The organism is Enterobacter sp. 241F3 (assembly GCF_034106785.1).
Taxonomy (GTDB): Bacteria; Pseudomonadota; Gammaproteobacteria; order Enterobacterales; family Enterobacteriaceae; genus Enterobacter; species Enterobacter vonholyi.
Genome location: NZ_JAWNDD010000009.1, coordinates 88,426 through 112,962, shown reverse-complemented (window position 1 = coordinate 112,962; position 24,537 = coordinate 88,426). Strand labels below are relative to the sequence as shown.

Here is a 24,537-nt window from a genome sequence, read left to right as displayed (position 1 = left end):
CACCGAGCGGTCCCCTCTCCCTTCCAGGGAGAGGGTTAGGGTGAGGGTAAAAAATTACTGCCACCCATACCGACGCGCATAGAACCCTTTCACCATCTGGGTCAGCACCATATAACCGGCGAGGATCGCCACCAGCCACGGGAAGTAGCTCAGCGGCAGCGCCTGCAGCTGCAGGTAGCTCGCCAGCGGTGAGAACGGCAGCGCGATGCCGAGCGCCATCACAATCCCCGTCATCACAATCAGCGGCCACGCGGCACGGCTCTGGATGAACGGAATGCGGCGGGTGCGGATCATATGCACAATTAGCGTCTGCGACAGCAGCCCGACCACGAACCAGCCGGACTGGAACAGCGTCTGATGTTCCGGGGTGTTGGCATGGAACACAAACCACATCAGGCAGAAGGTCAGGATGTCGAAGATGGAGCTGATCGGGCCAAAGAACAGCATGAAGCGCCCGAGATCTGCCGGGTTCCAGTGCTGCGGCTTCTGGATCTGCTCGTCGTCCACGTTATCAAACGGAATCGCCACCTGAGAAACGTCGTACATCAGGTTCTGGATCAGCAGGTGCAGCGGCAGCATCGGCAGGAACGGCAGAAACGCGCTCGCCACCAGCACGCTGAAGACGTTACCAAAGTTGGAGCTGGCGGTCATCTTGATGTACTTGAGCATATTGGCAAAGGTACGGCGCCCTTCAATGACACCCTCCTCCAGCACCATCAGGCTTTTTTCCAGCAGAATGATATCCGCCGCTTCGCGGGCGATATCCACCGCCCCGTCGACGGAAATACCGATATCCGCCGCACGCAGCGCGGGCGCGTCGTTAATGCCGTCGCCCATAAAGCCCACCACGTGCCCTTCGCGCTTGAGCAGGGTGACGATGCGCTCTTTGTGCATCGGCGTCAGGCGGGCAAACAGCGTGGTACGCTGGGCAAGCTTCGCCAGCTCGTCATCAGAGAGATGTTCAATATCGCTCCCCACCACCACGTCGCCCGCGTCCAGCCCCACTTCATGGCACACTTTAGCCGCCACCAGCTCGCTGTCGCCGGTGAGAATTTTGACGGTAATACCGCTCGCCTTCAGCGCCTTCAGCGCCGGTGCGGTGGTCTCTTTCGGCGGGTCGAGGAAGGCGATGTAACCCTCGAGGATCAGATCGGATTCGTCAATACGCTGGTAATCACCCTCGCGCGCGGGCAGGAACTTGCTCGCCACCGCCACGACGCGCAGCCCCTGACGGTTCAGGTTGTCGGTGACGCGCTTGATGCGGCGCAGCATGGTGTCGTCCAGCGGCACGATGTCACCGTTATAGCGAACCTGCGTCGACACGTTGAGGATCTCCTGCAGCGCCCCTTTGCAGATCAGCTGATGCACATCCGTCTGCTCGCTCACCACCACCGACATGCGGCGGCGCTCGAAGTCGAACGGGATCTCATCCACCTTCTGCCAGCGGCCGGAGAGCGTGCGGGCGGACTCTTCATCCACCCCTTCCAGCACCGCGACGTCGAGCAGGTTTTTCAGCCCGGTCTGGTAATGGCTGTTCAGCCACGCGCTGTGCAGCACGCGCTCGCTGGTTTTACCGGAGATATCGGTGTGGTTCTCCAGCACGATTTTGTCCTGCGTCAGGGTGCCGGTTTTATCGGTGCAGAGAATGTCCATCGCGCCAAAGTTCTGAATGGCATCGAGGTGTTTAACGATCACTTTTTGTTTAGAGAGCTTCACCGCACCGCGCGCCAGCGTGGAGGTGACGATCATCGGCAGCATTTCCGGCGTTAAGCCGACGGCCACGGAGAGCGCAAACAGCGCCGCTTCCCACCAGTCGCCTTTGGTGTAGCCGTTGATCAGCAGCACGATCGGCGTCATCACCATCATAAAGCGGATCAGCAGCATGCTGACGCGGCCAATTCCTTTCTGGAAGGCATTTGGCTCGCTCTCCTGCTCGCTGACGCGTCCGGCAAGCTGGCCAAACCAGGTGTTGCCCCCGGTGGCGGTGACAATCGCCTGCGCGGTGCCGCTGACGACCGTGGTGCCCATAAAGCACAGGGTGTCGCACTCGAGCGGGTTCATCTGCTGCGGGTCGCGGCTGCGCGCCACCTTTTCAACGGGCAGGGATTCCCCGGTCAGGGAGGCCTGCGCGACGAAGAGATCGCGCGCCTGGATGATGCGTAAATCCGCCGGGATCATGTCCCCCGCGGCCAGCTTCACCAGATCGCCCGGCACCAGCTGGTCGATAGGCAGTTCCACCCAGGCGTTTTCGCCGAGATCGTTAATCACGCGCGAGACGGTCGCGGTGTTGCTGACCATCGCCTTCAGGGCGTCAGCCGCTTTGGTAGAGCGGGCTTCCTGAATAAAGTTCAGCAGCGTGGAGATACCGACCATAAGGGCAATGACGCCTGCAGCAAACAGATCTTCCGTCGCGTAGGAGATGAGGCCGAGCACGGTCAGCAGCAGGTTGAACGGGTTGCGGTAGCAGAGCCACAGGTGCACCCACCACGGAGACGGCTTTTGCGCCGGAATGAGGTTATCGCCATGCACGGCGCGGATTTTTTCCACTTCTGCCGCGTTCAGCCCTTCCGGGTGTCCGCCAAAGGCGCGCCAGACTTCGTTTTCATCCATCGCCGCCACGTTCAGGCAGCGTTCGGTCAGGGACGCGGGGATCGCCGCCCCCGCCATGTTTTTGGCATTAGGCAGCGGGTCGCGCTGAACAAGACGGTGTGGCAGGTGGCGGCTCAGCAGGGCCTGCAGCTGCCGGGTGATATTTTTAAACATAGTCATTCCTCCGCATCCGCCAGGGCGGATGCAGCAATTCCTTCAGGCGTGGCAAAGCCGTACCTGAGAGGCACTTAATTTTTCAAGCAGGAACGTTTATGACGTTGCTGCCTCACGCCGGTGAGACAGCAAAAGCTGGCTTACCGGAAAGAACGCATTCTCCCGTTCAGGAGAGGTGTGGGATCGGGATCCATGAAGCCTCCGGTAAGTAAAAAACAGGGTGTCGCCGCGTAGTCCAGGGATTTAGGCATACCCTTTATGACGATTCGGGCGGTATTATACCCCCCTGCAAATAAACCGAACGTAAACCAGACTTTGCCCATAGCGAAATCGCGCTATAGCATTAGGCTCAATTCACTACATCGTCGTTGTTACAGGGAATACAGCATGCAGAACCGCCTTACGATTAAAGACATCGCGCGTTTAAGCGGCGTGGGGAAATCGACCGTCTCACGCGTGCTGAACAACGAAAGCGGCGTCAGCGAACGCACCCGCGAGCGCGTCGAGGCGGTTATGAATCAGCACGGTTTTTCCCCTTCCCGCTCCGCGCGCGCCATGCGCGGGCAGAGTGACAAAGTCGTCGCCATCATTGTCTCGCGTCTGGACTCTCTGTCTGAAAACCTCGCCGTGCAGACGATGCTGCCCGCCTTCTACGAGCAGGGATATGATCCGATCATGATGGAGAGCCAGTTCTCGCCACAGCTGGTGGAAGAGCATCTGGGCATGCTCCAGCGGCGCAACATTGACGGCGTGGTGCTGTTCGGCTTTACCGGCATCAAAGACGAGATGCTAAAACCCTGGCAGCCTTCGCTGGTGCTGCTGGCGCGCGATGCCCACGGGTTTGCCTCCGTCTGCTATGACGACGAGGGCGCGATTATCACCCTGATGCAGCGCCTGTTTGACGAAGGCCATCGCCACATCAGCTTCCTCGGCGTCCCGCACGCGGACGTCACGACCGGCAAGCGTCGTCATGAGGCCTACCTGGCCTTTTGCAAAAAGCACAATCTTTCCGCCGTGGCCTCCCTGCCGGGTCTGGGCATGAAGCAGGGCTACGAGCAGGTCGCCAGCGTACTGACGCCGCAGACCACCGCGCTGGTGTGCGCCACGGATACCCTTGCACTGGGTGCCAGCAAATATCTGCAGGAGCAGCGTATCGATAACCTGCAGGTGGCGAGCGTCGGCAGCACGCCGCTGATGAAGTTCCTGCACCCGGAGATCATCACCGTCGACCCGGGCTACGCCGAATCCGGCAGACAGGCCGCCGCGCAGCTGATCGAGCAGATAAACGGGCGCGCTGAGCCGCGTCAGATCGTCATTCCCGCTCACCTTTCGTAATCGCCATAAAACAGATTATTGTGATCTTCGCCCGATTTCGGGAACGTTCCCATTTTCGCCGTCACGCTGAAGGAGTAGGCTTGCGCTCAGGTCATTCCCCCCCTCACCATCTGTCATGAGGTTTCATGATGAGTAAAGTCAAACAAGCAGATATCGATCGGCTGATCGTCCTGGTCGGCGGCCGCGAAAACATCGCCACCGTCAGCCATTGCATTACCCGCTTGCGCTTCGTGCTGAACGATCCGGCCAAAGCCAACCCGAAGGCCATTGAAGAACTTTCCATGGTCAAAGGCTGCTTCACCAACGCCGGTCAGTTCCAGGTCGTGATTGGTACCGAAGTGGGCGATTACTATCAGGCTCTGCTGGCAACTACCGGGCACTCCTCCGCCGATAAAGAGCAGGCGAAGAAGGCCGCGCGCCAGAACATGAAGTGGCACGAGCAGCTGATTTCCCACTTTGCGGAGATTTTCTTCCCGCTGCTGCCAGCGCTGATCAGCGGAGGCTTGATCTTAGGATTCCGTAACGTCATCGGCGACGTGCCGATGAGCGACGGCAAAACCCTGGCGCAGATGTATCCGGCGCTGAAAACCGTTTACGATTTCCTGTGGCTGATTGGCGAGGCGATCTTCTTCTATCTGCCGGTCGGGATTTGCTGGTCCGCGGTGCGTAAAATGGGCGGTACGCCGATCCTCGGTATCGTGCTGGGCGTCACGCTGGTCTCTCCGCAGTTAATGAACGCTTACTTACTTGGTCAGCAGGTGCCTGAGGTGTGGAACTTCGGCCTGTTTACCATCGCCAAAGTGGGCTATCAGGCGCAGGTCATTCCGGCCCTGCTGGCGGGGCTGGCGCTGGGCTTTATTGAAACCCGACTGAAGCGCATCGTGCCGGATTACCTTTATCTGGTGGTGGTGCCGGTCTGCTCGCTGATTCTGGCGGTGTTCCTGGCGCATGCCTTTATCGGTCCGTTTGGCCGCATGATTGGCGACGGCGTGGCCTTCGCGGTGCGTCACCTGATGACCGGCAGCTTCGCCCCGATTGGCGCCGCGCTGTTTGGCTTCCTGTACGCCCCGCTGGTGATCACCGGCGTGCACCAGACCACGCTGGCCATTGATATGCAGATGATCCAGAGCCTCGGCGGCACGCCGGTCTGGCCGATTATCGCCCTGTCTAACATTGCTCAGGCGTCCGCGGTGACCGGCATCATCATCGTCAGCCGCAAGCACAACGAACGCGAGATCTCCGTTCCGGCGGCCATCTCCGCCTACCTCGGCGTCACCGAACCGGCGATGTACGGTATCAACCTGAAATACCGCTTCCCGATGCTCTGCGCGATGATCGGTTCCGGTCTGGCGGGCCTGGTGTGCGGACTGAACGGCGTAATGGCAAACGGGATTGGCGTCGGCGGCCTGCCGGGCATCCTCTCCATCCAGCCCGCTTACTGGCAGGTGTTTGCCCTAGCGATGGCCATCGCGATTATCGTCCCAATGGCGCTCACCACCGTGGTTTACCAGCGTAAGTTCCGTCAGGGCTCGCTGCAGATTGTTTAATCTCTCTCTTTCGGGGCGCAGTTGCGCCCCTTCGCATTTGCAGGAACACACTATGAATACCCTTCCTCACTGGTGGCAAAACGGCGTTATCTACCAGATTTACCCCAAGAGTTTCCAGGACACCACCGGCAGCGGCACCGGCGATCTGCGCGGCGTGACGCAGCGTCTGGACTACCTGAAAACCCTCGGCATCGACGCCATCTGGCTGACGCCGTTTTATATCTCCCCGCAGGTGGACAACGGCTACGACGTGGCAAACTACACCGCCATCGACCCGGCCTACGGCACGCTGGATGATTTCGACGAGCTGGTCGCTGAGGCGCACGCGCGCGGCATTCGCATCGTGCTGGACATGGTGTTTAACCATACCTCCACGCAGCACGCCTGGTTCCGCGAGTCGCTGAACAAAGCGAGTCCGTACCGCCAGTTCTACATCTGGCGCGACGGCACGCCGGAGCTGTTGCCCAATAACTGGCGCTCCAAGTTTGGCGGCAACGCCTGGCGCTGGCACGCGGAGAGCGAGCAGTATTACCTGCACCTTTTCGCGCCGGAGCAGGCCGATCTCAACTGGGAAAACCCGGCGGTGCGCGCCGAGCTGAAAAAGGTGTGCGAATTCTGGGCCGATCGAGGCGTGGACGGCTTGCGCCTCGACGTCATTAACCTGATTTCGAAAGATCAGGATTTCCCGGACGACACCATTGGCGACGGTCGCCGCTTCTACACTGACGGGCCGCGCATCCACGAATATCTCCAGGAGATGAGCCGCGACGTCTTCACCCCGCGCAACCTGATGACGGTGGGCGAGATGTCGTCAACCTCGCTGGAGAACTGCCAGCAGTACGCGTCGCTCGACGGGCGCGAGCTGTCGATGACCTTTAACTTCCACCACCTGAAGGTGGACTACCCGGGCGGCGAAAAATGGACGCTGGCGAAGCCGGACTTCGTGGCGCTGAAAACCCTCTTCCGCCACTGGCAGCAGGGGATGCACAACAAAGCCTGGAACGCGCTGTTCTGGTGTAACCACGATCAGCCGCGCATTGTGTCGCGCTTTGGCGACGAAGGGGAATACCGCGTTCACGCCGCGAAGATGCTCGGCATGGTGCTGCACGGCATGCAGGGCACGCCGTATATCTATCAGGGTGAAGAGCTTGGCATGACCAACCCGCACTTCAGCCGCATCACCGATTACCGCGACGTGGAAAGTCTGAACATGTTCGCGGAACTGCGCGCCAGCGGCCGCGAGCCGGATGAATTACTGGCGATTCTGGCGAGTAAGTCTCGCGACAACGGGCGAACCCCAATGCAGTGGGACGCGTCGCACAACGCGGGCTTTACCGAGGGCGAACCGTGGATTGGCGTCTGCGATAATTACGAAACCGTGAACGCCCGCTCGGCGCTCGACGACCCGGATTCGGTGTTCTACACCTACCAGTCGCTGATCGGCCTGCGTAAAACCCTGCCGGTGCTGACGTGGGGAGATTATGAAGATCTCCTGCCGGAGCATCCTTCTCTGTGGTGCTATCGCCGCCAGTGGCAGGGACAGACCCTGATTGTTGCGGCAAACCTGAGTAATACGCCTCAGGAATGGCAGACAGACCTTCTCAGCGGTAAGTTGCAGGTGCTGATGAGTAACTACCCGACACCGCAAACGACGTCGCTGCGTCCGTTTGAAGCCGTCTGGTGGTTACAGCAGTAGCATTCCCTGCCGGGTGCGGCTCAGCACCCGGCTTACTTAACTGTTTTTGTTGAGTAATTAATCAGATTTTTCTCTCGCGCCTTTACAATCGCTGAAGCGCCCGTCGTTTGTACTCTCGTTTTTTTACTTTGTTCTGCATCAAATAAATCGCAAACTTGTTTGATGCAAATCACTATATGTAGCACTTAAAATGCACGCCGACCCAACATCTTGTATTTATCGTCTACTATTCCAACAACAAGACGGCGCTTACGCTGGCCGGAATTGTGGATAACACGAGCTGGGAACGCGGGAAGTCTTTGGCCTGGCGGGGAATACGCCCGGAGAAGACTTCTCCACCTCTGTGGATAACCTGTTTTCAAAAATGGAGTGATCATGACACCGCATGTGATGAAACGTGATGGCTGTAAAGTGCCGTTTAAATCAGAGCGCATCCAGGAAGCCATTCTGCGTGCAGCTAAAGCAGCGGGAGTCGATGACGCAGATTACTGCGCCACCGTCGCAGAAGTCGTTAGCAGCCAGATGAACGAACGCAGCCAGGTCGATATCAATGAGATCCAGACCGCGGTTGAAAACCAGCTGATGGCGGGGCCTTACAAGCAGCTGGCGCGCGCCTACATTGAGTACCGCCACGATCGTGACGTGCAGCGTGAGAAGCGCGGGCGTCTGAACCAGGAGATCCGTGGTCTGGTAGAGCAGACCAACTCTGCCCTGCTCAATGAAAACGCCAACAAAGACAGTAAAGTGATCCCGACCCAGCGCGACCTGCTGGCCGGCATCGTCGCCAAACACTATGCCCGTCAGCATCTGCTGCCGCGCGACGTAGTCTCGGCGCACGAGCGCGGCGAAATTCACTACCACGATCTCGACTATTCGCCGTTCTTCCCGATGTTCAACTGCATGCTGATCGACCTGAAAGGCATGTTGACCCACGGTTTTAAAATGGGTAACGCAGAGATTGAACCGCCAAAATCCATCTCCACCGCCACCGCGGTCACGGCGCAGATCATCGCCCAGGTCGCCAGCCATATTTATGGCGGCACCACCATTAACCGCATTGATGAAGTGCTGGCCCCGTTCGTGACGGCAAGCTTCAACAAGCACCGTAAAACGGCCGAAGAGTGGCAGATCCCGGACGCTGACGGCTACGCGCACTCCCGTACCGAGAAAGAGTGCTACGATGCCTTCCAGTCGCTGGAATATGAGGTGAACACGCTGCACACCGCCAACGGCCAGACGCCGTTTGTGACCTTCGGCTTTGGCCTGGGCACCAGCTGGGAATCACGCCTGATCCAGCAGTCGATCCTTCGCAACCGTATTTCCGGCCTCGGCAAGAACCGCAAAACGGCGGTGTTCCCGAAACTGGTGTTCGCCATCCGCGACGGCCTGAACCACAAGTTTGGCGATCCGAACTACGACATCAAACAGCTGGCGCTGGAGTGCGCGAGCAAGCGCATGTATCCGGACATCCTGAACTACGACCAGGTTGTGAAAGTTACCGGTTCGTTTAAAACGCCAATGGGCTGCCGCAGCTTCCTCGGCGTGTATGAAGATGAAAACGGCGAGCAGATCCATGACGGGCGCAATAACCTGGGCGTCATCAGCCTGAACCTGCCGCGCATCGCGCTGGAAGCGAAAGGCAACGAAGACGCCTTCTGGGCGCTGCTGGACGAGCGCCTGCAGCTGGCGCGTAAGGCGCTGATGACCCGTATCGCCCGTCTGGAAGGGGTGAAAGCCCGCGTCGCGCCGATCCTCTATATGGAAGGGGCCTGCGGCGTGCGCCTGAAGGCGGACGATGACGTATCCGAGATCTTCAAAAACGGTCGCGCGTCCATTTCGCTGGGCTACATCGGCATTCACGAAACCATCAACGCGCTGTTTGGCGACACGCACATGTACGACAGCGAAGCCCTGCGCGAAAAAGGGATCGCCATCGTTCAGCGCCTGCGCGACGCGGTAGACCAGTGGAAAGAGGAAACCGGCTACGGGTTTAGCCTCTACAGCACGCCGAGCGAGAACCTGTGCGACCGCTTCTGCCGTCTGGACACCGCCGAGTTCGGCATTGTGGAGGGCGTGACCGACAAAGGGTACTACACCAACAGCTTCCACCTCGACGTCGAGAAGAAGGTCAACCCGTACGACAAGATCGACTTCGAAGCGGCGTATCCGCCGATCGCCAGCGGCGGCTTCATCTGCTACGGCGAGTACCCGAACATTCAGCACAACCTGAAGGCGCTGGAGGACGTGTGGGATTACAGCTACCAGCACGTGCCGTATTACGGGACCAACACGCCCATCGACGAATGCTACGAATGCGGCTTTACCGGTGAGTTTGAATGTACCAGTAAAGGCTTCACCTGCCCGAAATGCGGCAACCACGATGCTGCTCGCGTCTCCGTGACCCGTCGCGTGTGCGGTTATCTCGGTAGCCCGGACGCGCGTCCGTTTAACGCCGGCAAGCAGGAAGAGGTGAAGCGTCGCGTCAAGCATTTGGGGAATGGGCAGATCGGTTAATCCTCAGCCACGTTAATGCCCGGTGGCGCTGCGATTACCGGGCCTACGGACCGCTCTCTTTTGTAGGCCGGGTAAGCGCAGCGCCACCCGGCGTGGTTATTCGCTATGAACTATCACCAGTACTACCCTGTCGACATCGTCAACGGCCCCGGCACCCGCTGCACCCTGTTCGTTTCAGGCTGCGTCCACGAATGCCCCGGCTGCTACAACAAAAGCACCTGGCGCCTGAACTCCGGCATGCCGTTCACCGCGGAGATGGAAGATAAAATCATCAGCGACCTGAACGACACGCGCATCAAACGCCAGGGGGTTTCGCTCTCCGGCGGCGATCCGCTGCACCCGCAAAACGTGCCGGATATCCTGAAGCTGGTGAAGCGCATTCGTGCAGAGTGTGCGGGAAAAGATATCTGGGTCTGGACAGGCTACAGGCTGGATGAACTGAATACGCAGCAGATGGAAGTGGTGGATCTGATTAACGTGCTGGTCGACGGCAAGTTCGTGCAGGATTTAAAAGACCCGTCTTTGATCTGGCGCGGCAGCAGTAACCAGGTTGTACATCATTTGCGTTGATCAAAGGCGGATGTTATCCATCCGCCCTTACCTCAAAACCGACTCAAACTCTCCATCGCCACCGCCTTAAACCCGGCAAAATCTCCGCAGCTAGAAAGCCTCGACATCGCCCGCTCGCGCAGGAAGGTGACGAAGATATCGTAAATCGCCATCGCCTCTTCGTACTCGCTTTTGCTGATGGCGAGCAGGAAGATGACGTGCGCGGTTTCGTCGCCCCACTGAACGCCGTGCGGGGCGAGCACGGTGTAGACCACCGTTTTCTGCGCCAGCAGGCCGAGGGAGTGCGGGAGCGCAATGCCGTCGCCGAGCATGGTGCTGACGATGGCTTCACGCTCAACAACCGAATCCAGAAACTCCGCGCCGACAAAGCCTTCTGCTTCAAGCTGTTCACACAGCTCGCGGAACAGCGTCTGCTGATCGATTGGCTTGTCGATAATGCGGAAATGGGCCGCGTCGAAGTATTTATCCAGCATCCACGGCCGGGTGCGGTCCACGAGCACCAGTTTGCCAATCTGTTCTAACTGATAGTCGGTCGGGAACGGGGCGATCGTTACTACCGGTTTCGACTTTTCGCTGACGCGTGCGGTGGCTATCACAAAGTCTTCGCCAATGGTTTCCGCAACCTCGTACTCGCGCAGGGTGAGCGTGCGCGTCACCTCAATCTGCGGATATTTACGCTGCAGCACCGCCTCAATCATGCGGACCATCGCGTTACCGGCGTCGCATACCAGCAGCACGCGCGGCTGGCGCTGGTAGCCGATGTTGTAGTGGCGCTCCAGCCCGACGCCAATGTGCAGCACCAGGAAGCCAATCTCGTTTTCGCTGATCGCATACGGCGTGTATTTGCCCCAGCTCGACACCGCCGCCAGCGTCATGTCCCACGCCATCGGGTAGTGCTGCTTGATGTTATCCAGCAGCGGATTGGGGATCATGATTTGATACCGCACGCGGGTGATCATGGTTTTGATGTGCGTGAGCAGATCCGCGTGCAGCTGTTCGTCGCTGAGCAGGTTGTAGTTATAGTGAGTGTTGATATAGCGCAGGATGTAGTTGACCAGCGCCTCGTCGTCGTCGGCGTTAATGGCGCTGGGCGCGATCTCCTGAATCTGCCGCGCCGCAATGTGCACGCACAGCCAGCTCTCCTCCGACGGCGAAAGCGCCTTGCCCGCCAGCTGCTGGATGGTGACGGCGATATCCTTAGCCGCCTCGCGCACGTTCTCTTCCACGTCTTCGGCGTGGAATTCCGGCAGCGGATAGCCCTCGCTGATGCGCCGTACCGACACCGCGCAGTACAGGCGCAGGAACAGCTCGCCTTCATCGGTCAGGCGAATGTGGTGACGCGTCAGGGCGTCGTGCAGCACCGGCACCATCTTCTCCGCCACGCCCGCATTTAGCGCCACGTCGGTCACCAGCGGGTTCAGGCTGTCCTGCTGCGCCAGCTCCCAGAGCAGATCGGTCAGGCACGCGCGGGTCGACATCTCGCTGCCAAACAGCTTCATGCCGTGGCGCGGACGCGTTTCCAGCGTCAGGTTGTAACGATGAAACCACTCGCGCACCTCCGCCATGTCACTTTGCAGCGTGGCGCGGCTGATAAACCACTCGTCCGCCAGATCCTCCAGCTTAAGAGAAAATGCCGAGGTCAAAAAACGTACCACCAGATAATGCACCCGCTCCGGCCCGGTGCGGGGGATACGCAGCGCGCGCGGGTGGGATGCCTGCAGCTGCTGGTAGCGCTGGGCATCATCTATTTTGAGCTGGTAGCCATTGCCCCTGCTCAAGATAAACTGCGCGCCGTGGCTTGCCAGCAGCGCGTTCAGGGCGGTGATATCGGCACGGACGGTTCGCGTGGAAACCGACAGCCGCTGCGCCAGTTCGTCCTGCGGCAGCGTCTCGTTTTGCAACAGTTCGAAAAGTTGCGCTAAACGTTGGTTCGGAAATCGCACGTCGTTGTCCTCTTACGGCTTAAGGTGAAATGACCATCTGGGATGGGCTGCCGACCGGGGTATAGTCCGGTTCGAAGCTCAATTTCCCGTCCTGCGCCACGCGGAAACGGGTAATGTTGTCGCTGCGCTGGTTCATGACGTACAGCCAGCGTCCCTGCTTATCGAGCGTCAGGGTGCGGGGATAATCACCACGCGTCCACACGTCATCCTGATGCGTCAGCGTGCCCTCCGTCGTTACGGTAAAGTGCCCGATGCTGTTATGCAAACGGTTAGCCACATACAGCTGTTTGCCGTCTGCGCTTAACGCCAGACCGGCAGCAAAGCTGGTGCCTTTGTAACCTTCAGGCAGGGCTGAAATTGTTTTGCCCTCTTTTAAGGTGCCGTTGGCGTTCACGGTATACCGGGTGAGCGTAGACGCCTCTTCGTTAATCAGCCACAGGGCATCGCCCTTTGGCGTAAAGACAAAGTGGCGCGGCCCGGCCCCTTTTGAGGAGGCGCTGATAAACGGCGGATCGTTCGGCGTCAGCTTTCCTGTCCGATCGTCAAAGCGGTACTGATAGATGCGATCCAGCCCAAGATCGGTCGAAAACACGTATTTCCCGCTCGGATCGGCGGCGATCATGTGCGCATGCGGGCCGTTATGATCGCTGATCGCGAAACTGCCCTCGACGGCAGCTTCCGGCTTCGCCGCGCCCGGTTCGCCTTGATCCTGACGTTTGTCCGTGGCGTCACCCAGGCTGCCGTCTGCGTTGACGGGTAAAATGGCAATCGATCCGCTGACGTAGTTCGCCACCAGAAGATGCTTGCCGTTCGGCGTCAGGGAGAGATACACCGGCCCCGCACCGCCGGAGGCCACCTGATTCAGCTCGCTCAGCTCACCGTTATCGCCGACGCGCAGCGCCTGCACCACGCCCTGCTCCACTTCGCTTGCCAGATACAGCGTTCTGCCGTCCCGTGAAAGGGTCAACTGCGCCGCATTCGGCAGTTTGCTCACCAGCGTTTTATCTTTCAGCGCGCCGGTTTGCGGGTTAACAGTAAAACGGTACAGCCCTTCACCGTTCGGATTATAGGTGCCCACCCAGGCGTATTGCGTCTGGGCGACAGCGGCGGTGGCGAACATTGAGAGTGAAGCGACAAGCAGGGTACGGGTGTGCATGGTGGCTCCTTCAGGTGTGTGCGGTTTAGTTTTATTTAACCAGCTTCTTCGTCATCGCCAGCAGCGTACGCACGTCTTCCGGACGCGTATCGCCGCTGGCTTTATCGATAATCGAGCTGTAGATATGCGGGACGATCTTGCTCACGCCCGCGTCGAGGGCGATCTGCAGGATCTCCTCATAGTTTTCCAGATCGATACCTCCGGTCGGCTCCAGCCAGAAGTCGTGGCGGGCGCAGGCTTCCGCTACCGCCTTGTACTCGTCACGGCACTTGAGGCCGCCCATCGGGAAGTATTTGATGGAGCTGCCGCCGAAATCTTTCAGCAGGGCAATCGCGGTTTCAACCGGCACGATACCGTCCGGCGCTTTGCTGCTCAGCGGGCCGGTGGAGATTTTTACCATGCCGACGGTGCCGGTCGGAGAGACCAGACCGTTGACCACGGACTCATTCTGCCCCAGCAGCGCGCGGCTGGTGGCCACGCCGGTGAAAACCTGGTTAACGTGCTGCGGCTGTACCTGACGGGAGATTTCACTCACCATCGCCGACTGGTTCGGGTCGCCCGCGCCCAGCCCAACAGACAGCGCGTTATCAATCAGCTTCGCGTATTCGCGCATATCGGCAACAGCGCTCGCCACGTCCGGGTAGTTTTTGGAGAGCACGCCCACCAGCACGTGGCCTTCCGCCGCCTCGTAGATGGCGCTGGCGTTGGCCTTCGACCCTGCCAGCACGTTCAGACAGACGCGGTCACGGTAAAAGTTGGGGGTCAGTTTCATGCGTTTTTCTCCTGTCCTAACACTTCGCTAATGCGGCGGTACACGATGTTCAGTTGGTCAGCATTCACGCTGCGCACGTCCGCTTCGATTATCCCTTCGTTGGCCTTGTAGCCACGGAAGTAAATGGCGTATTCGCCCTGCTTCAGCTTCGCCACCAGATCGCCCGTGCCGACGCCGGTCGTGACTTCGTCGAACTTAATCTCGGTGCGGGCAATATCGCGACCGGCGCTGTCCCAGACCACGCGCGCGGTCACACCGTTCAGGGTATTGAGCGCCTCGATAAACGGCGTCATTTTCGCCACCATCTCGGCGCCGCTCTCTTTAGTGGCCGTCAGGTAGTGTTCGATGGCGCAGGTCAGGCCGAGAATGCCCTCTTTGCCGACCTTCATCGCGCGGCCAATGCCCGCCGTCTGGCGCTTAACCCACTCAACGTACCGGGTTTTGCCGATCACCAGACCGCTGGTTGGGCCTTCGATCGCCTTCGCGCCGCTGTAGATGACCAGGTCCGCGCCAGAACGGTAGTACGCGTGCAGGTCTTCTTCCGCCGCGGCATCCACGATGAGCGGCAAGTCGTGTTTACGTGCGACAACCGCCGCCTGCTCGACGCTGAGCATGCTTTTCTGCACGCAGTGGTGAGATTTGATGTACATGATCGCCGCCGTGCGCGGGGTAATCGCCGCCGCCAGCTGATCGGCGGAACATTCGTTGGCGTAGCCCGCTTCCACCAGCCTGCCGCCGCCCAGCGCCACCATGGTGCCCACCGGCGCGCCGAAGTTCACGTTGTGGCCTTTCGGCAGGACGATCTCGTTGTTCTCAATCGGGGTGACGTGCAGGTTTTCCAGCAGCCAGTCGCTGTCTTTTACCAGCACCGCGGCCACGGACTGGGCAATGCCCGCCGACGCGCAGGAAACCACCGTCGCCCCTTCCACGTCCAGCAGCTTCGCGATGTATTCCCCGGTTTTATTGACCAGATCCTTCATCTCGAAATAGTGATTCATGCCGTCCATCGCCGCCTGTACCACCTCCGGACGCGGCGTGGAGACGCCCAGCGCCGTCATGCGGCCAGAGGTGTTGATAACCTGCTTTAAGCGGTACTTCTCATAAATCGAAGGCATGTTCCGTGCTCCCTTGTTCGGTCATGTAGCCCTTGCCCGCGCGGATCGCGGCAAGCGGCACCAGAATGTGTTCAGCCTGCAGGCTGTCGTTTTCGGCATCCGTCAGCACCGTTGGCTGGCGCTTGAGGGTAAATAGCGTCAGATCGGCGTCGAGACCCGGCTGAATGCGGCCCTTGCGCGTCAGGCGCAGGCAGTCGGCGGCGTTCGCGGTGACGCAGTCAATCACCTGCGGAAGTGACATGCCGATGGCGAGAAACTTCGACATCACGCTTGCCAGCGAGCCCACCGGGCCGTTGATGCGGTTGCGGCAGTAGATATCCGAGCTGATGGTGTGCGGCAGAATGCCCATCGCAATGGCGCGTTTCGCCACCTCAAAGCTAAAGCTCGCCGTACCGTGCCCGACGTCCAGGCGCACGCCGCGCTTGAGGGCGGAGGTGATGGAGGCGCGCAGCTCGCCGGACGGCGTAAGAATGCGGTTAGGCTTGCCGTTATAGCAGTGGGTGATAATGTCGCCAGAACTCAGCAGCTCGGCAATCTCGTCAAGGTTCGGCGGGTTGTTGCCAATATGAACCATCAGCGGCAGGTCGCCGTTCTCTTTCTGAATGGCTTTGGCGCGCTCCAGCGGCGTGATGCCGTTGTCACCGACCACGCTGCTGCTCATGCGCGCCTTCAGGCCGACGATAAAATCAGGGTGGCGCGTCACCGCCTGCTTCACCGCGTCGGCGTCAATATTGGCCATGTTGGCCAGCTCGTTCTGGGCAATCAGCCCCACGCGGGAGATGTTCAGCAGGGCAAAGACCTCGGTGGAGGCCCTGCGGGTGATGTCATAGAAATCGTCCACATCGTCGGCACCGGTACTGCCCGCGTCCACTACGGTGGTGACGCCGGTGGCAATGCCCACGCTGTCCGGCTCGTCGTGGTAAATCGGGGAATTCGGATAGCAGTGTACGTGGGAGTCAATCCAGCCTGCGCTGACGAACACGTCACCGTTAAGATCAACCGTCTTGCGAGCGGGAGCGTCAATGTCGCCCGTCGCGGCAATCTTCCCGTCCTGAATCGCGATATCGGTCAGGGTATCGTCGGCGAGGCGCGCGCGGCGCAGGAGTAAATCAAACATGAGGATCTCCTGAAAAGGCGGGCGCCGGAGCGCCCGCGGGTATTAAAGGGCGACCGGGAACAGCCAGCCCAGAATCATCGCGCCGAGGATAGCGCCACCGGTAATCGGCTTCTGCCAGATGTAGAACAGCAGCGCACCCACCAGCGAACCGACGCCGATTGGAATGGAGGCGGTCATGGCGCTGAGAATAATCAGCGGCCCGAGGAAGCGGCCGGAGGCGTTGCCCGCGCCCATCATCACGTCTGCGCCGTAGGTGGAGTTGCTCTGGTTGATAGTGAACTTACGCGCCAGGATGATGACGTAGCCAATCGCCAGGCCAATCACCAGGCCGGTGATCAGCGAAGCAATGAAGTTGGTCACCGGGAACATGATCCCCGCGCCCAGCAGCAGCGCCGGAACGCCAAGGCCCACGCCGGTCTGGATCGCGCCGCCGATGTCGAGAATACCAACCAGCGACCCTTCGATAATACGGGCGAACAGGAAGCTCGCGCCAAACGCCGCCACCGCGCCGTAAACGCCGGTATCAATGCCCGCTTTCAGCATCGCCACGAAGGCCACTTCGTTAAACGCGCCGATGCCGTAGAGGTAGTACATGTGCGTCCCGGCAAACACGCCGGAGGAGAGCAGGCCAACGAAGATCGGGAACGACCAGTCGGCATACCAAAAACCTTTATTCTGTTCCATGTAGAGGCTCCTGTTATTTACCGCTGAGCGAGTTGTGGATCATGTCGAGCCAGTTCGGCACGGTCAGATGGAAGGATTCAATCATCTTCATGTCGAAGCCGCGGAAGAAGCCGCTCAGCACGAAGAGCAGGACGATAGCCGCCATCATCACTTTGGTGACGTGGTTCCAGCCGCTCTCTTCTACGCCTTTACCGATCAGGATCCCCAGCACCAGGCCCGGTACGGCGTTCCCCATAATCAGCTGCGCCGCGCCGCCAAAAATGGTGGCCCAGAAGCCCGATTTTTTACCCGCATCGATAGCCGCCAGCCAGAAGATCACCGGCATCACGGTGTTCACCAGCAGGTTTGCCGCCGGCACCAGCACCTTCACGGCGGTGACCTGAAGGGCAGCCGGCACGGAGGAGGCGGTAAGGTTAAGGAAGGTCACGACAATCATGCCGATCAGGCCGCAGGCAATCGCCATTTTGCGCGGGTCGTGCAGCGTTTCGCCGACGTTACGGTTTTTGATCATCAGTGCAGCAGCACCCCAGTTCGGGATGATGCGGTGGTCAACGTCCTGTGTGAAGGCACCTGCGGCCACGGAAGAGGCCCAGGCGTTAAAGAAGAAACCTAACCCAAAGGAGAAGTGGGACGCCGGATCCCCTTCACAGGAGTTCAGTTCCCCCAACGTACGAAACGCGCCCATACCCTGAGTGGTAGGCGCATGAAACATGCGTGCAGCCCCGGCTCCGACACCGACGCCAACCAGGCCGCCAATGATGAGCGATTTTATTAATATAATTAAGAACATCAGTCTGCCCTTTTATGAATAATCAGCGTTGCGTGACGAAATCCACCTGGTCAAGATTGATAGCGGTCACGTTGACGGTCACATCCAGCTCCACGCTGTAGGTGCGTCTTTCCCGGCGCAGAAAGAAGAACAGAAACGCTTCTTTACGCACCGCTTCTTGCGCCTGAACGACCTGCACATCCTGTGGCTCAATACGCAGTAAGATATGCGGTGAGGCTTTCATCACCGCGGCCTGAACGTGGTTGAGCGCGTCGGCAAAGGCGCGCGCTTTGGCGTCGCCTTTGCCCTTCACTCTTACCGTGGTTGTGAACTGTTCTTTCATGCTTATGCGCCGTATTTTTTCTGCCACGCCTGCACCAGACGCTCGCCCAGCTCTTCTTTATCCATAAAGCCAAAGCCCAGCACGTTGCAGCCTTCGTTGATGGCGGTCACGCCCTCTTCCACGGAACGCATGCCGTATTTGGCCTTGTAGCCGTATTTGGTCTGGGCGGTGATGGCACCCGCGCCGCCGCTGCCGCAAAAGGAAATACCGAAGGTGGCGTTTTCCGCTTTCATCATGTCGCCGAGCTTCATGTCTGCCGCCACGCCCGGTACGACAACCGCGCGTCCACCTGCTTTTTCCACACCGGCAGCCACTTTCTGACCTTTACCCAGGCGATCGCCAATCACGACTGTAATCTGTTCCATGTGTTGCTCCTTAAAGGTTGTCTTTCGCGACTTCAAAGTGAACGGAGAGCAGCCAGGCCTCTTCATCAGGAAGGTTGCCAAACTGCGCGACCACTTCACGGGCAAGCCGCATTGAATCCGGTGAAATTTCGTCAAACAGCTCTGCTTCAACCTCCGGCAGCGGCTCGCCGGTCACGGACCGGTGCGCCATGGCGCGCACGTGGGAGGTGAGCATCTGCTCCTGTACCGCATTGGGGTAGATGTTGTTCCGGGACAGCAGGGCATAAACCTGCTGCAGCATGGTGTTTGCGAGCTGTTCTGTTTGCTCCGCCTGTTCCCCAACGTCGTTCATTACCGCTCCGTTAATCACTGGTCTTACCCCGTTAATGGCTCTGGAATAAAACTAACGTTGGGGGGGAATTGTTTGTAGCGAGTTGTTTTCCACTTCGAAGTGGAAAGGCGAGCCGCGGCAGTGATCTGTGCCACATAAATGCGGTGAATCTGAATTAATGACGGTATTTGCGTGATGAATATCACGTATTCCAGCGGCAAAACGCGCGCCGGGGAAACGAAACGTTCAGGCGTGGTGACGCAAAAATGTGATGGCGATAGGGTTTACTTATTACCGCGTAAAAAAAACGGGGGCCGCTGGCCCCCGCTGGTTGTTTGTCAGATGCGCGATCGGTTAACGGTATTTCTTGTGATACGTATTACGGGTCGTCACAAACTGCTCGGCTGCCGCCTGGGCTTCCTTCACTTTGCCTTCGTTAGCCAGCTTCAGCGCGCCGTCGATCTGGCCGACCAGCACGTCAAAGCCGTGGCGGTAGTCTTTCATCTCTGCGCTGTCTGCCGCTTTGCTTTCCAGCTTCGGAGGCGTCGCTTTTTGTGCGTCCAGCGCCGCTTCACGCATTTTGGTCAGCGCGTCTTTCATTTCCGCCGCATTGTCGGTTTTCTGCACCACCTTCAGGTTTTGACCGAGGATGCCCATGTCGTCTTCAAGATCGGCAGCAAACGCAGAAGAGCCAAGAACCAGCGTTGAAGCCGCGACGATCGCTAACAGATGTTTACGCATTGCTCACTTCCTTTTTTATTATTAACAAAACGCTATCTCTATTGTCCGGCGATTTTCATTTCCGGGAGTAATACAGAACCACACTGTATATTGCTGCGTGTTTCAATATCGTTACCGACCGTAACGATATTGCGCCACATATCCTTCAGGTTGCCGGCGATAGTAATTTCGCTCACCGGATACTGGATTTCGCCGTTTTCCACCCAGAAGCCCGCCGCGCCGCGCGAGTAGTCTCCGGTGATGCCGCTTACGCCCTGGCCCATCAGCTCGGTGACCACCAGACCGGTGCCCATCTCTTTCAGCATCTGCTCAAAGTTCAGGCCCTGTCCGGCAATACGCCAGTTGTGAATGCCGCCCGCGTGCCCGGTGCTTTTCAGACCCAGCTTGCGCGCGGAGTAGTTGGTCAGCAGCCACTGGGTCAGAATGCCGTCTTTAACGATATCGCGACGTTCGGTGCGCACGCCTTCGCTGTCGAACGGCGTGGAGGCAAGCCCCTTCAGCAGATGCGGATGCTCTTCGATGGTCAGCCATTCCGGCAGGATCTGCTTGCCCAGCGAGTCGAGCAGGAAGGTCGACTTACGGTAAACGGAGCCGCCCGCAATCGCGCCTACCAGATGGCCAAACAGACCGGTCGCCACTTCGTTGGCAAAGATAACCGGCGCTTTCATGGTGGAGAGTTTACGCGGCGACAGGCGAGACAGCGTACGTTCGGCACACTCTTTACCCACCCACTCAGGAGACTGCAAATCCCCCAGCGCGCGGCCAATGGTGTAGGCGTAGTCACGCTCCATGTCACCGTTTTCTTCGGCGATGACGCAGCTGGAGAGCGAGTGGCGGGTAGAGCAGTAGCCCTGCAGCATGCCGTGGCTGTTGCCGAAGACTTTGATGCCGTAGTGGCTGTTGAAGCTGCCGCCTTCGGTATTGGTGATGCGCTTATCCGCCTGCAGGGAAGCCTGCTCCGCGCGCGCGGCCAGCTCGATCGCTTCGTCCGGGCTCACTTCCGCAGGGTGGAACAGATCGAGATCCGGCGCGTCAAACGCCAGCAGATCTTTATCCGCCACGCCGGCGTAAGGATCCGGCGAGGTGTAGCGGGCAATATCCAGCGCCGCCTGCACCGTACGGGCAATGGCATCCGGGCTGAGATCGGTGGATGACGCGCTGCCTTTGCGATTCTGGTGATACACCGTGATCCCAAGCGCGCCATCGCTGTTGAATTCTACATTCTCCACTTCACCATAGCGGGTACTCACGCTGATGCCGGTGGTTTTGCTGACCGCCACTTCGGCGCCATCTGATTTTTCTGAAGCAAGCATCAGCGCGGTGGAGACGGCTTCTTCAAGAATCTTACGCTGCGCTTCAACTTGTGAGGTTACTTTCATCGCAAATGCCATACTGTAAGAGAGAGTTATCTGAAGTCTAACAGAGAACCGTTTTTCAGTGCGCGTCTTAACTGGTAACATTAGCCTCTTTTTTTAAGGAGCCTGACATGACTAAGCAGCCCGAAGACTGGCTCGACGACGTTCCCGGTGATGACATCGAAGACGAAGATGATGAGATCATCTGGGTCAGTAAAAGTGAAATTAAACGTGACGCCGAAGAGTTAAAACAGCTTGGCGCGGAAATGGTAGAGCTGGGCAAAAACGCGCTGGACAAGATCCCGCTCGACCAGGATCTGCGCGATGCCATTGAACTGGCACAGAAAATCAAAAAAGAAGGCCGTCGTCGCCAGCTTCAGCTTATCGGGAAAATGCTGCGTCAGCGCGACGTCGATCCGATCCGCCAGGCGCTGGACAAGCTGAAAAACCGCCACAACCAGCAGGTTGCGCTGTTTCATAAGCTGGAGCAGATCCGCGATCGTCTGATTGAACAGGGTGATGATGCCGTGCCGGAAGTGCTGAACCTGTGGCCGGATGCCGACCGCCAGCAGCTGCGTTCCTTGATCCGCAACGCGAAGAAAGAGAAAGAAGGGAATAAGCCGCCGAAGTCCGCGCGCCTGATTTTCCAGTATCTGCGCGAGCTGTCTGAGAACGAAGAGTAATTCGTTCCCCTCACCCCTGTGGGGCGAGGGAGAAAAGAGCGTAGGCCCGGTAAGCGCGAGCGCCACCGGGCTTTTTTTTTACGCGTCGGCTGCCGCTTCCGCTTTCTTCGCCAGACCGTCCAGCAGCTTCTGATGGATCCCACCGAACCCGCCGTTGCTCATCACCAGAATATGGTCGCCGGGCTGAGCGGCTTTCACCACCATATCCGCGAGCGCATCCACGTCCGCACTCCAGTGCGCAGGCTGAATGCAGGCATCGGCTACTTCAGCCACCTGCCACGGAATATGCTGCGGCTGCAGCAGGAAGACTTCATCGGCACGCCCTAACGACGGCGCCAGATCGTCTTTGCAGATGCCCATCTTCATGGTATTCGAACGCGGTTCCAGCACCGCCAGAATGCGCGCGGTACCGCCGACCTTGCCACGCAGGGCGGCAAGCGTTGCCAGAATGGCCGTTGGGTGGTGCGCGAAATCGTCATACACGGTAACGCCGTGGGCTTCACCGCGCAGTTCCAGACGGCGGCGGGCATTGATAAACGAGCCCAGCGCGTTGGCTGCATCCGCAGGCAGAACGCCGACGTGACGCGCCGCAGCAATGGCCATCAGGCCGTTGTGCATGTTGTGCTCGCCCACCAGGCCCCACTTCACCTCACCCACTTTTTCACCGTCGAGCAGCACTTCCCACTCGGAGGCATCGGCGTTGAGTTTCTTCGCCTGCCAGTGGCCCTGCTCGCCCACCAGCTCCTGCTCGCTCCAGCAGCCCATCGCCAGAGTCTGCTTCAGGTTGATATCGTTCTCCGGCAGGATGATGCGCCCCTGACCCGGAACAATGCGCACCAGATGGTGGAACTGTTTCTGAATCGCTTTCAGATCGTCAAAGATATCCGCGTGGTCGAACTCAAGGTTGTTGAGGATCAGGGTGCGCGGGCAGTAATGCACGAACTTGGAGCGCTTGTCGAAGAACGCGCAGTCGTATTCGTCGGCTTCGATCACGAAGAACGGGCTGTCACCCAGACGCGCAGAAACGTCGAAATTACCCGGTACGCCGCCGATCACGAAGCCCGGCTTGTAGCCGCAGGCTTCGAGGATCCAGGTTGCCATGCCCGCAGTCGTGGTTTTGCCATGAGTACCGGCAACGGCAACCACCCAGCGGTCGCGCAGGACGAAGTCATGCAGCCACTGCGGGCCGGACATGAACGGAATATTGCGTTCCAGTACCGCCTCGACGCACGGATTGCCGCGGGTCATCGCGTTACCAACGATCACCAGGTCCGGCTCGGGATCCAGCTGGCTGGCATCGTAGCCCTGAATTAAAGAGATGCCCTGTTTTTCCAGAAGTGTGCTCATTGGCGGATACACATTGGCGTCCGAACCTGTCACTTCATGGCCCAGCGAGCGCGCCAGCATTGCCAGTCCGCCCATGAAAGTGCCACAAATCCCCAATATATGAATGCGCATACGTCACTATCCTTCTTCAATGTGGCGCACATTTTACTCACATGTTAGCGGCTGTGAAACGCATTTCAGGTAAATCCGTATGTTGCTGGCGCGATTCACCTCTGCGCTACTATTTGAATATTTGTTAAGATTGTTGGGCTTTAGTCGTTTTAGTGAACATACAATCGCTCTACTCACAAAGATGCAGGGAAAGTGTTATGAAAACGTTAGGTGAATTTATTGTCGAAAAGCAGCACGAGTTCTCTCATGCTACCGGTGAACTCACTGCTTTGCTGTCGGCAATAAAGCTGGGCGCTAAGATCATCCACCGCGATATCAACAAGGCCGGTCTGGTCGATATCCTGGGTGCCAGCGGTGCCGAGAACGTTCAGGGCGAGGTTCAACAGAAACTCGATCTGTTCGCAAATGAAAAACTGAAAGCTGCACTGCGCGCGCGCGACATCGTTGCGGGTATCGCCTCTGAAGAAGAAGATGAAATTGTTGTTTTCGAAGGGTGTGAACACGCTAAATACGTTGTTCTGATGGATCCGCTCGACGGTTCCTCAAACATCGACGTTAACGTTTCTGTCGGTACCATTTTCTCCATCTATCGCCGCGTCACGCCTGTTGGCACGCCGGTGACCGAAGAAGATTTCCTGCAGCCTGGCATTAATCAGGTTGCTGCCGGTTACGTCGTTTATGGCTCCTCCACCATGCTGGTGTATACCACCGGATGTGGGGTTCACGCCTTTACGTACGATCCTTCACTGGGCGTTTTCTGCCTGAGCCAGGAACGCATGCGCTTCCCGGAAAAGGGCAACACCTACTCCATCAACGAAGGCAACTACATCCGATTCCCGAACGGCGTGAAGAAGTACATTAAATTCTGCCAGGAAGAAGATAAAGCGACCCAGCGCCCTTACACGTCCCGCTATATTGGCTCTCTGGTCGCTGATTTCCACCGTAACCTGCTGAAAGGCGGTATCTACCTCTACCCAAGCACCGCCAGCCATCCGGACGGGAAACTGCGTCTGCTGTACGAGTGCAACCCGATGGCATTCCTCGCCGAACAGGCGGGCGGCAAGGCGAGCGACGGTAAAGAGCGTATTCTGGATATCGTGCCGGAAAGTCTTCACCAGCGCCGTTCATTCTTCGTCGGCAACAACCACATGGTTGAAGACGTTGAACGTTTTATCCGTGAGTACCCGGACGCGTAATATCTCTCTTCAGGGGAGCCGTTCTGGCTCCCCTGTCATTTATATATTTTACCGTATAAGTGTTTATAAAAAACATGCTTTAATATTCACCACTGCTCCTGCATT

Annotated in this window: 21 protein-coding genes; 7 read left to right on the top strand and 14 right to left on the bottom strand. The window is 58.5% G+C overall.

Going from position 1 to position 24,537, the window contains the following annotated elements; all coding sequences use genetic code 11:
- Positions 1 to 54 precede the first annotated feature (54 nt).
- Positions 55 to 2,763 carry a magnesium-translocating P-type ATPase gene (gene mgtA, locus UR504_RS19320; protein ID WP_045335516.1) on the bottom strand — a complete coding sequence of 903 codons (2,709 nt, stop codon included), beginning with the start codon at positions 2,761 to 2,763 and terminating at the stop codon, positions 55 to 57.
- A gap of 387 nt (positions 2,764 to 3,150) precedes the next feature.
- On the opposite strand from mgtA, the gene treR reads away from it, so the two are divergent.
- The 5 genes from treR to nrdG all read left to right on the top strand — a co-directional run bounded on the left by treR (position 3,151) and on the right by nrdG (position 10,425).
- Positions 3,151 to 4,098: a trehalose operon repressor TreR gene (gene treR / locus UR504_RS19315; protein ID WP_032651468.1), complete on the top strand. Its 948-nt coding sequence runs from the start codon at positions 3,151 to 3,153 to the stop codon at positions 4,096 to 4,098.
- Positions 4,099 to 4,226: 128 nt separating this feature from the next.
- Entirely contained in the window at positions 4,227 to 5,645 is a 1,419-nt protein-coding gene (treB, locus tag UR504_RS19310) for a PTS trehalose transporter subunit IIBC (RefSeq protein ID WP_029739268.1), read from the top strand.
- A gap of 52 nt (positions 5,646 to 5,697) precedes the next feature.
- Positions 5,698 to 7,341: an alpha,alpha-phosphotrehalase gene (treC, locus tag UR504_RS19305; RefSeq protein ID WP_302235592.1), complete on the top strand. Its 1,644-nt coding sequence runs from the start codon at positions 5,698 to 5,700 to the stop codon at positions 7,339 to 7,341.
- A gap of 375 nt (positions 7,342 to 7,716) precedes the next feature.
- On the top strand, positions 7,717 to 9,855 hold the full coding sequence (gene nrdD / locus UR504_RS19300; protein WP_104949532.1) for an anaerobic ribonucleoside-triphosphate reductase: 2,139 nt from the start codon (positions 7,717 to 7,719) through the stop codon (positions 9,853 to 9,855).
- Between the two features lie 105 nt (positions 9,856 to 9,960).
- The gene (gene nrdG / locus UR504_RS19295; RefSeq protein ID WP_274241855.1) at positions 9,961 to 10,425 is read left to right on the top strand and encodes an anaerobic ribonucleoside-triphosphate reductase-activating protein; all 465 of its coding nucleotides are present in this window, start codon (positions 9,961 to 9,963) and stop codon (positions 10,423 to 10,425) included.
- 32 nt (positions 10,426 to 10,457) lie between these two features.
- Here nrdG and UR504_RS19290 read toward each other — a convergent pair whose 3' ends face one another.
- From UR504_RS19290 to pmbA, 12 genes are all read right to left on the bottom strand, one after another.
- Positions 10,458 to 12,368: a BglG family transcription antiterminator gene (locus UR504_RS19290; protein WP_274241854.1), complete on the bottom strand. Its 1,911-nt coding sequence runs from the start codon at positions 12,366 to 12,368 to the stop codon at positions 10,458 to 10,460.
- A gap of 19 nt (positions 12,369 to 12,387) precedes the next feature.
- Positions 12,388 to 13,524 (bottom strand): lactonase family protein, encoded by a 1,137-nt coding sequence (locus UR504_RS19285; RefSeq protein WP_302235591.1) that lies wholly within the window; start codon positions 13,522 to 13,524, stop codon positions 12,388 to 12,390.
- A 31-nt stretch (positions 13,525 to 13,555) separates the two neighbouring features.
- Positions 13,556 to 14,296 carry a 2-dehydro-3-deoxy-phosphogluconate aldolase gene (gene dagF / locus UR504_RS19280; protein ID WP_115876602.1) on the bottom strand — a complete coding sequence of 247 codons (741 nt, stop codon included), beginning with the start codon at positions 14,294 to 14,296 and terminating at the stop codon, positions 13,556 to 13,558.
- Positions 14,293 to 15,411 carry a DgaE family pyridoxal phosphate-dependent ammonia lyase gene (locus UR504_RS19275; protein WP_302235590.1) on the bottom strand — a complete coding sequence of 373 codons (1,119 nt, stop codon included), beginning with the start codon at positions 15,409 to 15,411 and terminating at the stop codon, positions 14,293 to 14,295. Before UR504_RS19275 ends, dagF begins: the two co-directional genes overlap by 4 nt.
- Positions 15,395 to 16,528 (bottom strand): amidohydrolase/deacetylase family metallohydrolase, encoded by a 1,134-nt coding sequence (locus UR504_RS19270; RefSeq protein ID WP_320740037.1) that lies wholly within the window; start codon positions 16,526 to 16,528, stop codon positions 15,395 to 15,397. Before UR504_RS19270 ends, UR504_RS19275 begins: the two co-directional genes overlap by 17 nt.
- Before the next feature lie 42 nt (positions 16,529 to 16,570).
- A complete protein-coding gene (locus tag UR504_RS19265) occupies positions 16,571 to 17,212 on the bottom strand; it encodes a DUF4310 family protein (RefSeq protein ID WP_003856081.1) in 642 nt (213 codons plus the stop codon).
- Positions 17,213 to 17,225: 13 nt separating this feature from the next.
- Positions 17,226 to 18,002 (bottom strand): DUF4311 domain-containing protein, encoded by a 777-nt coding sequence (locus tag UR504_RS19260; RefSeq protein WP_024907277.1) that lies wholly within the window; start codon positions 18,000 to 18,002, stop codon positions 17,226 to 17,228.
- Positions 18,003 to 18,024: 22 nt separating this feature from the next.
- A complete protein-coding gene (locus tag UR504_RS19255) occupies positions 18,025 to 18,324 on the bottom strand; it encodes a DUF4312 family protein (protein ID WP_006810338.1) in 300 nt (99 codons plus the stop codon).
- A gap of 2 nt (positions 18,325 to 18,326) precedes the next feature.
- Positions 18,327 to 18,689 carry an SFCGS family glycine-rich protein gene (locus UR504_RS19250; RefSeq protein WP_096758522.1) on the bottom strand — a complete coding sequence of 121 codons (363 nt, stop codon included), beginning with the start codon at positions 18,687 to 18,689 and terminating at the stop codon, positions 18,327 to 18,329.
- A gap of 10 nt (positions 18,690 to 18,699) precedes the next feature.
- Positions 18,700 to 19,038: a glycine dehydrogenase gene (locus UR504_RS19245; protein ID WP_320740034.1), complete on the bottom strand. Its 339-nt coding sequence runs from the start codon at positions 19,036 to 19,038 to the stop codon at positions 18,700 to 18,702.
- A 315-nt stretch (positions 19,039 to 19,353) separates the two neighbouring features.
- A complete protein-coding gene (cybC, locus tag UR504_RS19240; protein WP_008501412.1) occupies positions 19,354 to 19,740 on the bottom strand; it encodes a cytochrome b562 in 387 nt (128 codons plus the stop codon).
- Positions 19,741 to 19,778: 38 nt separating this feature from the next.
- Positions 19,779 to 21,131, bottom strand: coding sequence for a metalloprotease PmbA (gene pmbA, locus UR504_RS19235; protein WP_047652092.1), 1,353 nt, complete (start codon positions 21,129 to 21,131; stop codon positions 19,779 to 19,781).
- Positions 21,132 to 21,226: 95 nt separating this feature from the next.
- Here pmbA and yjgA point away from each other — a divergent pair, with 95 nt between their 5' ends.
- Complete coding sequence (gene yjgA, locus UR504_RS19230) at positions 21,227 to 21,778, top strand: ribosome biogenesis factor YjgA (RefSeq protein WP_008501414.1); 552 nt, start codon at positions 21,227 to 21,229, stop codon at positions 21,776 to 21,778.
- Between the two features lie 78 nt (positions 21,779 to 21,856).
- On the opposite strand, the gene mpl is transcribed toward yjgA, so the two are convergent.
- Positions 21,857 to 23,236, bottom strand: coding sequence for a UDP-N-acetylmuramate:L-alanyl-gamma-D-glutamyl-meso-diaminopimelate ligase (mpl, locus tag UR504_RS19225; protein ID WP_111965364.1), 1,380 nt, complete (start codon positions 23,234 to 23,236; stop codon positions 21,857 to 21,859).
- Between the two features lie 197 nt (positions 23,237 to 23,433).
- On the opposite strand from mpl, the gene fbp reads away from it, so the two are divergent.
- Positions 23,434 to 24,432 carry a class 1 fructose-bisphosphatase gene (fbp, locus tag UR504_RS19220; protein ID WP_023310178.1) on the top strand — a complete coding sequence of 333 codons (999 nt, stop codon included), beginning with the start codon at positions 23,434 to 23,436 and terminating at the stop codon, positions 24,430 to 24,432.
- Positions 24,433 to 24,537 lie beyond the last annotated feature (105 nt).